Below are 14,032 nucleotides of genomic sequence, written 5' to 3' on the forward strand. Positions count from 1 at the left end.
ATGAGCTATTACCGTCGTCGCCTGTCGCCAATTAAGCCAGGAGAGCCAATAGATTATAAAGATGTTGATTTATTGCGTAAATTTATCACTGAGCGTGGTAAAATATTGCCCCGGCGGATTACTGGGTTGACATCTCAGCAACAGCGTGAATTAACATTAGCAATTAAACGCGCCCGGATTGTGGCATTGTTGCCATTCATCAACGCAGAAGGCTAAGAAAATTTTGGATTTTGGATTTTGGATTGGAGATAATGATCCAAATAAGTAACGTTGGCATTATGATTAAACGTTTACTTTCAGTCCAAAATCTAAAATTCCATTCAGGTTAAGGGAGTGTATAATAACATTCCAGATTTCAAATCCTTGGATTTGGGTGATAGGGAACAGGGAATAGGTAATAGGGAACAGGTAAGAACTTTACCAATTACCAAACTAAACCAGACCATAGGTAACTTAAGTTACTAGTCATTCAATCCAAAATCTAAAATCTAAAATCTAAAATTACTAAATAAGTGCGAGAGTTGTGGAGAAGGGGACGCTAGTTGAATTTAGGGTTCAAGGCGATCGCCGTCTGGGAGTGGTAGATCGTCCAGACGGAAAGACCCGTTGGTTTGTAGTAGATGAACGAGGTCAATCCCACAGCCTCGCGCCTCGACAACTAACCTATACAGTAAACGGGGAAACTTACAAACCCTCAGATATTGCCCAATTTTCAGAACAAGTCAAACCGTACCTAGATCCATCTAGCTTAGAAGTGGCTTGGGAATTATTGGTGGAAGATGGAGAAACAGTCACCCCTAGCCAAATGGCTAATTTGCTGTTTTCACAATCTGAACCGCCATACTGTTACGCTGCTCATTGCTTGTTATCAGAAGACAAACTCTATTTCAAGCAAAAAGGTGAAGCTTATGAACCCCGCAGCGCAGCACAAGTAGCAGAACGTAAGCATCAAATAGAAGTAGAAGCGCAAAAAGCTAAGGGACAGCAGGAATTTTTAGCGCGTGTAGAACAGGCACTCAAGGGTGAAGCAGTAGAATGGCAACGGCAAGACCGTCAGCGTTTGGAAGCATTAGAAAAGTATGCATCCTTAGTGGCGGATATTGTGCGGACGGGGGTAAACTCCGATTCTTTAGCCCGCGCTTACCCACCTCCAGCCCCAGTCTTAGAAACCATGAATATGCTGGGACGTTCTGGTACACCTCTAGCAGCCTTTCAACTGTTGATCGACTTGGGTTGGTGGGGTCCGCATGAGAACCTGTTCCTGCGTCGTTCTTCAATTCCCGTCCAGTTTCCCAACAAGGTATTAGAAGTGGCGCAACAACGCTTGGATTTTCCACCAACTGACTTAGATACAAATCGACTGGATCTAACTCATCTCAAGGTATACACAATTGATGATGAAAGTACCACGGAAATAGATGATGGTCTAAGTTGGGAAGTATTACTAGATGGACAGGAACGGCTATGGGTGCATATTGCTGACCCTACGCGGTGGTTAATGCCAGAAGATGAATTAGATTTAGAAGCCAGAAAGCGGGGAAGCACTGTTTATTTACCGACGGGGATGATTCCCATGTTCCCGGAGGTACTAGCAACTGGTCCGATGAGTTTGGTACAGGGGAAAATTTGTTACTCCCTCAGCTTTGGCATAGTTTTGGACGAAACTGGGGCTGTGGAAGATTACTGTATTCATGCCAGCTTGATGAAGCCTACCTATCGTCTCACCTATGAAGATGTAGATGAGATGCTGGAATTAGGGGTAGAAGCAGAACCAGAAATTGCTGCGATCGCAAATTGGGCAAAAAAGCGTAAAACCTGGAGATATAACCAAGGAGCCATCAGCATCAATATGCCAGAGGCAATGATTAAAGTCAAAGGCGATGATGTCACCATAGATATTTTAGATGATTCCTCCTCCCGGCAATTAGTTGCCGAAATGATGATTCTTGCGGGAGAAGTAGCCGCACGTTACGGTCAAACCCATAACATTCCCCTACCCTTCCGTGGTCAACCCCAACCAGAACTACCACCAGAAGAAGAATTACTCCTACTTCCCGCAGGCTTTGTTCGTGCCTGTGCCATGCGTCGGTGTATGCCCAAGAGCGAAATGAGTATTACTCCTGTGCGCCATGCTGGTTTGGGACTAGATACCTACACCCAAGCAACTTCACCAATTCGTCGTTACAGCGACCTATTAACCCACTTCCAACTCAAGGCACACCTGCGGGGTGAAGATTTGCCCTTTTCAGCCGAACAACTCAAAGAAGTGATGATGACCGTCACCACTACCACCCAAGAAGTGACAATGGTGGAACGACAAACTAACAGATATTATGCTCTAGAATATTTGCGTCGTCATCCTGAACAGATATGGCAAATCACAGTTTTGATGTGGTTACGAGAAGATAGCAATTTAGCATTAATTCTGTTAGAAGATTTAGGTTTACAATTGCCAATGGCCTTTAGAAGGACGGTCAATTTAGGAGAACAATTATTAGTGAAAGTGAGCCTTGCTGATCCACAGAAAGATATGATTCAGTTTCAAGAAATAATTTATCAAGAAGCTGCTCTTTAATATGGTGATTGGTAATTGGGGATTGGTAATTGGTAATTGGGGATTTGTTCCCCATCACCCCATCAATTCTACTGTAATTTCTTCAACACCTCATCAGTAAAGGGATTTTTCCCGGCTTCCAATTCCCTCACCCAACCTTGTCGTTGTGCTTTGGTATCTTTATCACCAGCCCACTTAATATAAGCCTCAAAATCCTCAATAGGCGCTGGATAGTTACTTGTCAACACCCTTGCTATACCACGACTATAGCTTGTTGTTTTGAGCGTACATAAGTTATCACTATAAAAAATGATGAATTTATGAAACTCAGTCTGTGCATGATTGTCAAAAACGAGGAAACCAACCTACCAAAATGCTTGCAAAGTGTCGAAGATGTGGTAGATGAAATTGTAGTCCTCGATACAGGTTCAAGTGATCAAACAATCCAAATCGCTGAACAATTCGGCGCTAAGGTGCATTATTTTGAATGGTGTAATAATTTTAGTACGGCTCGTAATGAAGCTTTAAAATATGTTACACGAGACTGGATCTTAGTGTTAGATGCTGATGAAAGTCTAACACCAGAAATAGCGCCCTATTTGCAAGAAGCAATTAATATCCAAGATTATTTATTAATCAATCTCGTCCGTCAGGAAATTGGTGCGACTCAATCACCGTATTCTCTGGTTTCTCGACTATTTCGCAACCATGCCAAGATTAAATTTGATCGTCCATATCATGCGTTGGTTGATGATAGTATTGCAGCAATTTCAACTAAAGAGACTTATTGGCAAATTGGCTATTTACCAGAGGTAGCTATTCTTCATGCTGGATATCAAAAAGCTATAATTAGTCAGCAGCACAAATATGGTAAAGCCGCAGCCGCAATGGAGGAATTTTTTGCTGCAAATCCTGATGATGTTTATGTTTGCAGTAAGTTGGGTGCTTTGTATGTAGAAATGGGGAAAATTAATGAGGGAATGGAATTATTAAATCAGGGATTAAGTCAGATGATTGGTAATCAATTAAACCAGTCAAATAATCAGGTTCACAAAGATAAAATCCGTTTAAGGGGGTTTCAAAATTCTCAATCAAGAAAAGTTGGAAATTCTCTTAGTCAAGATATTAAGGAAACCAATTATGATATTTTGTATGAATTACATTATCATTTAGGAATTGCTCATACACATTTTAAAAATTTCAACCAGGCAATTTCCCATTATCAAGCTGCTGTAAAGTTACCGATTTATCCTCTTTTAAAGTTGGGAGGATATAATAATTTAGGTAATTTGTTGAAGGTATCAGCTGATTTTCTAGGGGCAAAAAATGCTTATGAAACGGCTATCAAAATTGATCCTAGTTTTGTGACTGGTTATTATAATTTGGGGATGGTATGTAAAGCTATGGGTTCGTTGGTTGAAGCCATTGATTGTTATGACAAGGCTATTCAATTAAATCCTGATTATGCAGAAGCTTATCAAAATTTGGGAGTAGTGCTACTGAAAGCCGGTGATGTCGAAACTAGTTTAGCAGCGTTTGAATATGCGATCGCACTCCATGAAAAAAATAATCCCCAGGAAGCACAACGTCTCCGTCAAGGGTTGCAAGACATGGGATTGAAATAATTCGTAATTCATAATTACTTATTTTCTCCTCTACTCCTCTTCTTCCCTGTAGCCTTGAACCTGTAACCTGTTCCCTTTTACCCGTGGAGAAATTAATTAGAGAAGGTTATAGGTGATTGGTGATTGGTGATTGGTGATTGGTGATTGGTGATTGGTGACAGAAGGTAAATTTATTCTCCCCCATCTGCCCCATCTGCGCCAGTCCCCAGTCCCCAGTCCCCAGTCCCTAAATTTGAGAACGTACAAATTTGTCTAACCTATCCATTCCCTTTTCAAGGGTCGCCATATCAGTAGCATAGGAAAGGCGAATGTTGTTATCAGCACCGAAAGCTACTCCGGGAATAACTGCAACTTGATGTGCTTCCAACAAAGCGTTGCAAAATTCCAGAGATTTTAAACCAGTTTTGCTGATATCAGGGAATAGGTAAAAAGCACCGTCTGGTTTAGGACAAGTCAAACCAGGAATGGCGTTAAGTCTTTCAAACATTACCTGACGACGTTTAGCGAAAGCTTGACGCATTTCTTCTAGACAGTTTTGAGAACTTTCTAAAGCTGTGAGCGCTCCATATTGAGCAAAGGTACACACATTTGATGTACTATGCCCTTGTATGGTACTAGCAGCTTTAATAATTTCTACAGGCCCTGCTAAATAACCAAGTCGCCACCCAGTCATTGAGTAACCTTTAGCAAAACCGTTACTAATTAAGGTGCGGGAAAAAATTTCTTTCCCTAGAGAACCGATGCTGATATGTTCTGCACCGTCATAGAGAATCTTTTCATAAATCTCATCAGACACAACTAAGATATCTGCATCAACTATCACCTTCGCTAAGGCTTTAATTTCCTCTGGTGTGTACACCATCCCCGTGGGGTTAGATGGAGAGTTGAGGATAAATAACTTAGTTTTTGGGGTAATGGCTTTTTTTAGCTGTTCTGGGGTAATTTTGTAGCCTGTGGAAGCATCGGTTTCGACGATTATCGACTTACCACCTACCAAAGTTACCATTTCGGGGTAACTTAACCAATAAGGTGCAGGGATAATTACCTCATCACCGGGGTCAATGAGTACAACAATCAAATTGTAGAGAGAATGCTTACCGCCATTGGTAACGATCACATTCTCTGCTTTATAATCCAGACCATTATCGGTTTTTAGTTTGTGAGCGATCGCTTCCCTTAACTTTGGTTCACCAGCCGCGGGTCCATACTTGGTTTTACCTTCATCCAAAGCCTTCGCAGCTGCGGCTTTGATATGTGCTGGGGTATCAAAATCTGGTTCTCCAGCACTAAAACTACAAACATCTATACCCTCTGCTTTCATGGCGTTAGCTTTAGCTGCGATTGCTAAGGTTATGGAGGGTGTCACCTGACTTACTCTTGCTGCCAGCTTCATTCTACTTCTTTGGGCGAATCTCTATTATAAGGATATCCCAGAATCCCAGTCGAGATTTGCTTTTTCTAAATTCCTGCAAATGGTTAGTACCACCATTAATTAAAAATTAAAAATTAAAAATGAATACAGCATAAGCTTTTCAGAAATTTGGAATGGGTGGTTTACAGCAAATAGCAGATCAATGAGCTACAGAATCTAAATTGAAACCTAGACAGCAAGAGAGTTTTACTCCTGACTCGTGCTGTATTTACGCCATAGTGTATTAATTACTAAACACCATGACAAGTTGCGATTATCTATGGACAGGAAAAATTTATATATCAGGAATTTGCAGATCGTGTCAATTGTTTAGCCTCAGCCTTGTGTTATGCGGGAATTGAAAAAGGCGATCGCATCGCTTTTTTTGTATTCAACACTCCCCAAATGCTAGGAGCCCATTTTGCTGTACCTTTAGCTGGGGGAATTTTAGTCCCTATCAACACCCATTTAGCACCTCAATAAGTTGCCTATATTCTTAACGATAGCGGGGCAAAATTTTTCTTTATTGATACAGAATTAGCAGATATTATTCGCCCAGTCCAGAATCAGTTAAACACCGTTAAACATATTATTAATATTTATGATATGGAAGATTTTAAACCATTACAAGGAGAAGAGTATAAACACTTTCTTCAAACTGGTAATCCTGAGAATACACCTTGGTTAATAACAAATAAATAAAATAGAGACAATTACCATTAATTACACCAGTGGTACATGAAGATGTGCAAGTTACAGAACAAGAATTAATTCAATTTTGTCGCAGTCAAATAGCCAGTTTCAAATGTCCTATAGCCATTGTATTTACGAATTTACCAAAAACTAGCACCGATAAAGTCCAAAAATATCTCCTGCGAAATCAAGAATGGGCTGGACATGAAAGAAAAATTTCAGGGGCTTGACACTCTCCTGCCTCAAGGCGAGGAGATTATTGATTTACTTCAATGCCCAATGCCCTAATTATTGGATTTCCTGTAATACCTGCCTAATAATATCTGTGGGTACTTCGTCTGTGACTTTCACTTCACCTATTTGGGTGGGTAACACAAACCGCACTTTACCTGATTTGACTTTTTTATCTAATTGCAAAGCATCAATAATGGCTTGAATATCCAAACCTGCTGGTAATTGTGTCGGTAAACCAGATTTTTTAATCAGCGCGTTTTGACGTTCTGTGTTGGCTTTTTGCCAAAGTCCTAATTTCACAGCAATTTCTCCTGCTGCTATCATGCCAGTACCCACAGCTTCACCGTGTTTGAACAGACGATAATTTGTCAAGCTTTCCACCGCATGACCGATAGTGTGACCATAATTCAAAATTGCACGGAGTCCAGATTCTTTTTCATCTTTGCTGATACAATCTGCTTTTGCTTGACAAGAATGAGTTAATATGTAATTTATCAGGTCGGATTTTACATAGCGGAGTTGGTCAAGGTGTTTACTCGCTTCCAATTGGGTAAATAATTCAGCGTCCCAAATTACGCCATACTTGATTACCTCCGCCATTCCCGCCCGAAATTCACGCGCTGGCAGGGTTTTTAAGACTTCTGGATCAATCAAGACAAAGCTAGGTTGATGGAAAGCGCCAACTAAGTTTTTACCGTGCGGATGATTTACCCCAGTTTTACCACCAATAGCCGAATCTACCATTGCTAAGAGGCTGGTAGGAATTTGGACAACGTTAATTCCTCTCAACCATGTAGCAGCTGCAAACCCAGTCATATCGCCAACTACACCACCCCCCAAAGCCACCATTGTGGAGGAACGTTCTAGGCGGTTGTCGAGGGCAATATCATAGATTTTTTGGATGGAGTTTAGGGTTTTGTAGCGTTCCCCTGGTGGCAGGTTATAGCTTGTGACCTCAAAGCCGGCATTTTGTAAAGATGCGATTGCTCTTTCGCCATAATGTTTAAATATCATCGGGTTGGAAACCAGCAATACCTTCTTACCCAGTTTCAAACTCGCCATCTGTTTACCTAGGTTATCCAAACTCCCAGGTGCAATCACAATTTCATAAGATTTTCCTGGTATATCTACTTTAATTACAGAACTCATTTAAAAACCCTAATATAATTACTCGTCCCCGTATTTTACCGCAGTTTGGGGACTGGGGAGGATGAGGGTGATGGGGAGGACGAGGAGAATAAATTTACCTCCTGTCATCTGTCATCTGTCATCTGTCACCTGTTACCGATTCCCTTCTTTGCGAATTACGAATTACGAATTATGAATTATGAATTATTTAGTGATTCAATAGATTTAGTGAACTAAATTGTGGAGAAACTGAAATGGCTGTAGTTGAATATATTGTATTTTTAGGCGTGTTTATGGGTATAGCTGTAGGTTTGCTATTTGGTCTGCGTTCTGCCAAGATCATTTAATAGCCAGTAAGTTCAGCTTAAAATCCTTGTAATACAGATATCTTCCCTAGGACTATAGCCCCCATCAAAAAGGGGCTAGGGGGATATAAACATTTATAGTATAGTATAAGCAGAAACTAACGGCATTTTCTGTTTGTTTGGTCTAATTTACAGCGAAATCAAATATTCTGCGGAGAGTGACAAAGCCTTGCAACAACAAAGTTTTACAGATGACTCAAAAGCGCTGACTAACTAATCAACCGGAATCCCTTTTTTACTACGCTTTAAGTGCTTCCAAAGTCAATGAATTTCTTTGTAAGCTTCCTCTGGAGGAATTGTACCACCACTGTGCAAATTGCAAATGTACTTTAGTCGTTGAGAAAACTCTTGAAGATGTCCATTAAATAATAAATATCCTGCCGTTAATTGACCATTATAGGGATGACAAGTATACAGAAAATCACAGAATTCACAGAGAAAATCAGATTGAGTATTCATAGTAACTTACTAAGGATAAGGTGAGAAATTACAATATTTATATGGTATATCCTGAGTAATCAGGATGAAAATTTTAATCATACTGTAAATTACTTTTTCATATTTTCCAGATACGGCCTTTTTGACAAGCATTATAAGCAGCAGTTTTAGGCGCAAAATCAACACAGCCAATAGCGTGTTCAGAACAAGCTTTTTTAGGATGTACCGTACATTTGAGACGATAGTCATTAGTAAAATATTCACATTTATGACAAGGAATTTAATGTAGATCATGTAAATAAATTATCCATTTTGTGACAGTTATCGAAATACTCCAAAGTAGTAAAATCATCATTATCCAAGCACATAAGGCGCAAAAAATTGTAGCCATAAATATTTATTACTCCAATTACTCCAATTAGTTCGCAGAATAAAATTTAAGAAATCCCCCATAGTCAACTGCTATTAACGGGACTTAAACAAAAGTTAAGAGTAAAAAGGAGTATAGTGCGGTTTCGGTGTAGCTTTCACGTTAAAAGAGGCTGATGAAAAAAACCACTGCCCCAGCAATGGCACCATGGTTTGAAAGATGGTGTTAAAGGTTTGATGGTGTATTTACTAATGAAGGGGAAAAAAGAGAGTTTAGACATGATTTAGGGGGATGATTGGGTGAAAGTGAGAGAAAAAACCTATTTTAAATGGCAGAGAATGCCCTAGAAGTTACGTACCACCGATTACACCACGTTTTAACGGAAGTATCTTGGTCCATTTCCCAAGTCAATGACCGTCGGTTAGAGATTATGAACAAGTGTAGTCAGAGGAGAATCACCAGAGGATTTAGCTTAATAATTGATGATTCTGTCCATAGAAAAAGCGGGAATTTTAGGGATGGAGTAGGAAGACAATATAATATTGCAGAAATTGGGAAAAGGGATACTGGAATAGTAGTAGTAACAACACATCTATATGATGGCAGTAAAAGCTTACCATTAGATATAGAGTTATATCACCATGGTGATTCTTTACTCAAAGGGAAACAAGACCCTCTATTTGACAATAAACCTGAGTTAGGAATTAAATTAATAGATCTGACCTTAAGCCATGGTTATCAACCAGGAATAGTAATTATAGATCCTGGATATGGCCACAATACATCTTTCTTATTAAAGATAGAAAATCGGCATTTAAAGTATTTAGGAGGATTAGCTAAAAATCCCACAGTCCTTAGCAGTGACCAAGAGGATAGTCCACAAATAATTAGGTTAGATGAATTAGTACAAAGTTTACCCCAAGAGGCTTTTACAGAAATTCAACTGGAGTTAGATAAACCCAAAACATTATGGGTAGTAACTAAATAGGTAGAAATATCAGCCTTAACTAACTGGAAAGGGGAATATTGCTATCGTCATCAACGGTTCTACTTTCTCTCAAGCCACTGATATTGAGTACTTTATGACCAATGTTTCTGAGCAATTGTCACACCCCAATGGATAGTTGATACATGTTCTCAAAGAAATTGGGTAGAACTTGTTTACAGGGAAGCCAAGGGATGGTTAGGACTCAACGAATATCAAGTTGGAGATAACAGCAGTTGACTGCGCCATTTTATTTTGGTTTTCTGTGCCTACACTTTTATTCTTTGCCATCAGTGGACTGGAGGATTAAGACCAAGGTGGGCTAAGAAACCTTTGAATACTTTTACTGCAGCTTTAGAAGCGTTGAGAACAGCCATATCTTTTCTATTTATTGATTGGTTCAACTGGAATCCGGACGTGTTTCCTTCTGATCAAGCCAGTTTGGGCTACATTTGGGCTTGATTTTTGTTTACGTCCCATTAGGAAAGATGTGAGCCTCCCACAGGTGCGGTTTATGCTCCCGCAACAAATGAAAGAAACACATTCAGATTTAAGACCTGAAATCCTTACCTGGCAAGGAAATATATTTCTTGAAAGTAATGGATAGCCTAAAAAAGGGAATTTAGGCGCTATAACGGGCGCTCTGTGCCATTGCTGTGCCGGTTGCGTAAGTCCTGAATATCCCACTACAGCCTTTTTTTCTCAAGTCTACTTAGCAAGATTAGGATCAAATTTTAAATCAGTTCCACCCAATCCTTCCACAATACTGTGCGTATTAGCATCCATCATTTTTTGATAGGTCTCTCCGTCACTACCAGGTTCACTAAGTCCATCAATATAAATTTGTCTGGAGAAAAGTTTCATATTTGCTTCTTTAGCAATTGGCTCAAGTAAAATGGGGTTAGTTGTTGTATCTGCAAAAACTGTCGGTAGTTTTGCTTGTTGAATATATTCAGTTAAATTGTTTAGTCTTGTATCTGTCAAATTATCTTCATCGCTAATATTAGGTCAACTACCTTTATAGGGAAAAATTATAAGCTTTGACATAATAAATCATCGCTTCGTGAGTTCTCATTAATTTGCAATTCCTCTTAGGAAGAGTAGCAAGTGTAGATTTAATCCAGTTATGTAGTTGGGTCAATTCTTGGTTTAATTTGCTGGCGTTACTGTTGTATTTTTTTGGATTTGTTGGTAATAATTTAACTAGATTAGTGTTAATTACTTCCACTATTTCGATGGTATTTTTAACATGGTGCCATATATGTGGTTCAGTGAAAGTTCTCCCATTTTTTTGCAATCTTTCTGCTTAAGGTACAGCACGTTGACTAATGGCTATTTTGTTCGCACTGTTTTTATTAGCTTGAATAATTTTGATCAAACCTGGTTCAAAATTATAGCCATGATAAAACATCAGATTTGCTTGTTCAACGGCTTGCATATCTTCTGGTATTGGTTGATAAATGAGCGGATCTAGACCAGGAGGAATCAAGGAAATGAGATTAATTGTGTCTCCTGCGATCTGTTTAGTTAGGTCATAAAATACACTTGTGGTTGCTACAACTTGAGGAAGATTTTTGTTAATTCTAGTGGTTTCATTAGACTGAATATATGTTGTATTTTTAATTTCATTTCCACACCCAGAAAACCCAATTGTTAAAACCAAAAATGCACTTCTAAGTAAATTCTTCTATAGGATTTTTCCTGCCAAAAATAAGAATGTATTTTTACTTTTGTGTACTGATATCTCAATTAATAAAGGCACAGACTTACTGTGCCTTGAAAATTTTTATAAGTCCTAACTTGATTGAAAGCCAGCAGCAGGTAACTTACCTTGCAACATTTTAAAATTGGACTGGATACAAGTATTACAACTGCAACTAATATGATTAATAATTTGAGGTTTTGGTTGAGTTAATATTGGTGCTGTTAATTCTAGATTTGCTTGTGCAGATGCTACTATAAATATTTTTGCAGCAGGTACACCTTTAAATTTAGTAGATGTGTGCGCTGGACTAACTACCAGCAAAAGAGATGCCATAAAGACATGACAAGCAAGGAAAATCAGTTTAGCTATGTTCATAGTTCACACTTAAAAGCTGCTGCTGATACAGCATAGCCAATTATTTATGATTAGTCAGTACTTGTTGACCAAATTATTAGTTCACCTTGTTCCCCACCTGCGGCTAATAATTTACCTTGGGGGTGCCATGCTAGGGTAGAGAAACCCCCACGGACACCTGTGAGAATTTGGGATACTTCATAGGCTTGGTTCCACAAACACAACCAACCATCAGCACCGGCGGACGCAAGAATGAGGCTTTGGGGTGCATAGGCGATCACATTAATTATATCCACATGATTAGTCAATATTCGCGCTTCCCAACCCAATGATTCATCTGCTGATTTTTCCCAAACCACCACACCTTCTACACTGGAAGAAGCCAAAAGCGACGCACCTATAGAGGTTGTGACTTCTGACCAAGCTAACTGGCGAATTTTTCCCGGAAAACCACGCATTACCCAAGGGTCAGGATTTTCCCATTCTAATACTGTCACACTGCGATCCATATTCCCAGACGCTAAATATTTGCCATCAGGCGACCAAGCCATTGCTACACTCACTGTAGTTGTAGCCAAAATATAAGGTTCTTCATCCCAATTGTTAGTATCCCAAATTTTCACTCCCTGATAGCCGCTAATAGCTAAGTAGTGTCCATCTTTACGCCAATCAATACCTAAAATTGATGATTTTTCAAAATTGAGGGTGATGACAATTTCTTCTGTCTCTGCATCCCATACTTTAACGTAACGCCCTAAACTAAAAGCTAGCAAATTACTTGTATGATTCCAAGCTAATTTATCAACCCAAGCAGGTTCATTTTCTAATGTATTGATTAATTGATTTTCTCGCCAGATTTTCACTTTCCCATCTTGTCCCGCAATGGCTAAATATTTACCATCAGGGGAAAAAGCAACACAATCAATTGATTTACCTGTAGCTGTTTGTAAGTTCGTAATTTCGCCATCTTCCCAAAGTACAACTTCTCCAGCAGCGGAAGCTATCGCAAGGGTTTTTCCAGGAGATGACCAAGCTAAAGATATGACATAGTCTGCAAGCTGACCTGAATAGTAGATGTCAAAATTTTTTGATTTACTAGTTGTAAAGTTCATTTTTGGGCAGAGAATAGGGATTAAGGGATAGGGAAGAGGAAATATTTGAGTTTTATTCCCAAATTCCCATGTTAACTTAGACGATACAAGCCTGAAAATCTTGTTTTAATTTGGCTTCATCTAAATTACGACCAATGAAAACCAGTTCATTTTTCCTAGTTTCGTTAGCTTTCCAAGGTCTATCTGGTCTACCATCAAATATCATGTGTACTCCTTGGAAGACAAAGCGATCATTTTCTCCAGCAATATTTAAAATGCCTTTCATGCGGAAGATATCTGTGCCTTTGGTGCTAAGAAGTTCTGACATCCAAGCATTTAATTTTTGCCCGTCTAGTGCACCTTTTTCTACTAAAGCTAAAGAATAGACGCTTTCATCGTGTACATGAGCATCTTCACCTAAGAAATTCGGATCAATTTCTAAAGCCCGTTCTAAATCAAAGGCTTTTACTCCTAACAAAGCATCCATTGCTAATTCAGAGTTACGAGTGCGGTAAATTTTTGCCATTGCATTCATCGACCGAATCCGTTTTTCTAATTTTTCTAAATTTTCTGGTGTGACTAAATCTGTTTTATTTAATAAAATAACATCGGCAAAGGCAATTTGTTCTTGGGCTTCGTCTGCTTCCCAATGTTGCCAAATATGCTTGGCATCCACAACTGTAACTACCGCATCTAGTGCTAGTTGACTTTGCATATCTTCGTCAAGAAAGAATGTCTGAATTACAGGTGCAGGAGCAGCTAATCCTGTGGTTTCAATTACTAAATGGTCGAATTGATCACGCCGCTTCATCAAATTACTAATTATGCGAATTAAGTCGCCACGTACTGTACAACAAATACAGCCGTTGTTCATGTCAAAAATTTCTTCATCTGCATCAATAACCAGTTGATTATCAATGCCTACTTCTCCAATTTCATTGACGATAACAGCAACTTTTTTACCGTGTTCGTAAGTGAGAATATGATTGAGTAGGGTGGTTTTACCTGCGCCTAAATAGCCGGTTAAAACAGTTACGGATACTAAGTTAGAAATTTCTGAAGCCATCATAATTCAAAGT

General features: G+C 39.1%; 14 protein-coding genes and 3 pseudogenes. 7 read left to right on the top strand and 10 right to left on the bottom strand.

The window, feature by feature from the left end; all coding sequences use genetic code 11:
• Both rpsR and AAZO_RS24670 read left to right on the top strand, forming a co-directional pair.
• Positions 1 to 216 carry a 30S ribosomal protein S18 gene (gene rpsR, locus AAZO_RS24665; RefSeq protein ID WP_013193233.1) on the top strand — a complete coding sequence of 72 codons (216 nt, stop codon included), beginning with the start codon at positions 1 to 3 and terminating at the stop codon, positions 214 to 216.
• Between the two features lie 307 nt (positions 217 to 523).
• The gene (locus tag AAZO_RS24670; protein WP_013193234.1) at positions 524 to 2,575 is read left to right on the top strand and encodes a ribonuclease catalytic domain-containing protein; all 2,052 of its coding nucleotides are present in this window, start codon (positions 524 to 526) and stop codon (positions 2,573 to 2,575) included.
• Between the two features lie 68 nt (positions 2,576 to 2,643).
• Here the strand turns inward: AAZO_RS24670 and AAZO_RS35955 are convergent, their stop codons facing one another.
• Positions 2,644 to 2,802 (bottom strand): hypothetical protein, encoded by a 159-nt coding sequence (locus tag AAZO_RS35955; protein WP_187289567.1) that lies wholly within the window; start codon positions 2,800 to 2,802, stop codon positions 2,644 to 2,646.
• A gap of 72 nt (positions 2,803 to 2,874) precedes the next feature.
• Between AAZO_RS35955 and AAZO_RS24675 the strand changes: the two genes are divergently transcribed.
• A complete protein-coding gene (locus tag AAZO_RS24675; protein WP_013193235.1) occupies positions 2,875 to 4,179 on the top strand; it encodes a tetratricopeptide repeat protein in 1,305 nt (434 codons plus the stop codon).
• A 226-nt stretch (positions 4,180 to 4,405) separates the two neighbouring features.
• Here the strand turns inward: AAZO_RS24675 and AAZO_RS24680 are convergent, their stop codons facing one another.
• A complete protein-coding gene (locus AAZO_RS24680; RefSeq protein WP_013193236.1) occupies positions 4,406 to 5,572 on the bottom strand; it encodes a pyridoxal phosphate-dependent aminotransferase in 1,167 nt (388 codons plus the stop codon).
• Positions 5,573 to 5,887: 315 nt separating this feature from the next.
• Here AAZO_RS24680 and AAZO_RS32415 point away from each other — a divergent pair, with 315 nt between their 5' ends.
• Both AAZO_RS32415 and AAZO_RS24685 read left to right on the top strand, forming a co-directional pair.
• The gene (locus AAZO_RS32415) at positions 5,888 to 6,073 is read left to right on the top strand and encodes an AMP-binding protein (protein ID WP_266889848.1); all 186 of its coding nucleotides are present in this window, start codon (positions 5,888 to 5,890) and stop codon (positions 6,071 to 6,073) included.
• Positions 6,074 to 6,321: 248 nt separating this feature from the next.
• A complete protein-coding gene (locus AAZO_RS24685) occupies positions 6,322 to 6,513 on the top strand; it encodes an AMP-binding enzyme (RefSeq protein ID WP_041642199.1) in 192 nt (63 codons plus the stop codon).
• Between the two features lie 58 nt (positions 6,514 to 6,571).
• Here the strand turns inward: AAZO_RS24685 and aroB are convergent, their stop codons facing one another.
• A complete protein-coding gene (gene aroB / locus AAZO_RS24690; RefSeq protein WP_013193237.1) occupies positions 6,572 to 7,666 on the bottom strand; it encodes a 3-dehydroquinate synthase in 1,095 nt (364 codons plus the stop codon).
• A gap of 233 nt (positions 7,667 to 7,899) precedes the next feature.
• Here aroB and petL point away from each other — a divergent pair, with 233 nt between their 5' ends.
• Positions 7,900 to 7,992, top strand: coding sequence for a cytochrome b6-f complex subunit PetL (gene petL, locus AAZO_RS24695; protein ID WP_013193238.1), 93 nt, complete (start codon positions 7,900 to 7,902; stop codon positions 7,990 to 7,992).
• Between the two features lie 279 nt (positions 7,993 to 8,271).
• Here petL and AAZO_RS24700 read toward each other — a convergent pair whose 3' ends face one another.
• Both AAZO_RS24700 and AAZO_RS44395 read right to left on the bottom strand, forming a co-directional pair.
• On the bottom strand, positions 8,272 to 8,469 hold the full coding sequence (locus tag AAZO_RS24700; RefSeq protein ID WP_049790960.1) for a DUF7219 family protein: 198 nt from the start codon (positions 8,467 to 8,469) through the stop codon (positions 8,272 to 8,274).
• 97 nt (positions 8,470 to 8,566) lie between these two features.
• Positions 8,567 to 8,839, bottom strand: a pseudogene (locus AAZO_RS44395) (hypothetical protein).
• Positions 8,840 to 8,993: 154 nt separating this feature from the next.
• Here AAZO_RS44395 and AAZO_RS32425 point away from each other — a divergent pair.
• Positions 8,994 to 10,265, top strand: a pseudogene (locus tag AAZO_RS32425) (IS701 family transposase).
• Positions 10,266 to 10,511: 246 nt separating this feature from the next.
• Here AAZO_RS32425 and AAZO_RS41920 read toward each other — a convergent pair.
• From AAZO_RS41920 to AAZO_RS24730, 5 genes and pseudogenes are all read right to left on the bottom strand, one after another.
• Positions 10,512 to 10,787 carry a metal ABC transporter solute-binding protein, Zn/Mn family gene (locus AAZO_RS41920; RefSeq protein ID WP_266887256.1) on the bottom strand — a complete coding sequence of 92 codons (276 nt, stop codon included), beginning with the start codon at positions 10,785 to 10,787 and terminating at the stop codon, positions 10,512 to 10,514.
• A 34-nt stretch (positions 10,788 to 10,821) separates the two neighbouring features.
• A pseudogene (locus AAZO_RS24715) lies at positions 10,822 to 11,466 on the bottom strand (metal ABC transporter solute-binding protein, Zn/Mn family).
• A 132-nt stretch (positions 11,467 to 11,598) separates the two neighbouring features.
• Entirely contained in the window at positions 11,599 to 11,883 is a 285-nt protein-coding gene (locus tag AAZO_RS24720; protein WP_013193239.1) for a hypothetical protein, read from the bottom strand.
• A gap of 50 nt (positions 11,884 to 11,933) precedes the next feature.
• Positions 11,934 to 12,974, bottom strand: coding sequence for a WD40 repeat domain-containing protein (locus AAZO_RS24725; protein WP_013193240.1), 1,041 nt, complete (start codon positions 12,972 to 12,974; stop codon positions 11,934 to 11,936).
• A 76-nt stretch (positions 12,975 to 13,050) separates the two neighbouring features.
• On the bottom strand, positions 13,051 to 14,022 hold the full coding sequence (locus AAZO_RS24730; RefSeq protein WP_013193241.1) for a CobW family GTP-binding protein: 972 nt from the start codon (positions 14,020 to 14,022) through the stop codon (positions 13,051 to 13,053).
• Positions 14,023 to 14,032: the final 10 nt, after the last annotated feature.

Origin of the sequence: 'Nostoc azollae' 0708 (genome assembly GCF_000196515.1) — a bacterium.
GTDB classification, from domain to species: Bacteria; Cyanobacteriota; Cyanobacteriia; order Cyanobacteriales; family Nostocaceae; genus Trichormus_B; species Trichormus_B azollae.

What these genes read in the sequence shown, in the direction of transcription:
- rpsR (WP_013193233.1), top strand. Translation starts at nt 1, where the DNA reads ATGAGCTATTACCGTCGTCGCCTGTCGCCAATTAAGCCAGGAGAGCCA.
- AAZO_RS24675 (WP_013193235.1), top strand. Translation starts at nt 2,875, where the DNA reads ATGAAACTCAGTCTGTGCATGATTGTCAAAAACGAGGAAACCAACCTA.
- AAZO_RS24680 (WP_013193236.1), bottom strand. Translation starts at nt 5,572, where the DNA reads ATGAAGCTGGCAGCAAGAGTAAGTCAGGTGACACCCTCCATAACCTTA.
- aroB (WP_013193237.1), bottom strand. Translation starts at nt 7,666, where the DNA reads ATGAGTTCTGTAATTAAAGTAGATATACCAGGAAAATCTTATGAAATT.
- petL (WP_013193238.1), top strand. Translation starts at nt 7,900, where the DNA reads ATGGCTGTAGTTGAATATATTGTATTTTTAGGCGTGTTTATGGGTATA.
- AAZO_RS24700 (WP_049790960.1), bottom strand. Translation starts at nt 8,469, where the DNA reads ATGAATACTCAATCTGATTTTCTCTGTGAATTCTGTGATTTTCTGTAT.
- AAZO_RS24720 (WP_013193239.1), bottom strand. Translation starts at nt 11,883, where the DNA reads ATGAACATAGCTAAACTGATTTTCCTTGCTTGTCATGTCTTTATGGCA.
- AAZO_RS24725 (WP_013193240.1), bottom strand. Translation starts at nt 12,974, where the DNA reads ATGAACTTTACAACTAGTAAATCAAAAAATTTTGACATCTACTATTCA.
- AAZO_RS24730 (WP_013193241.1), bottom strand. Translation starts at nt 14,022, where the DNA reads ATGATGGCTTCAGAAATTTCTAACTTAGTATCCGTAACTGTTTTAACC.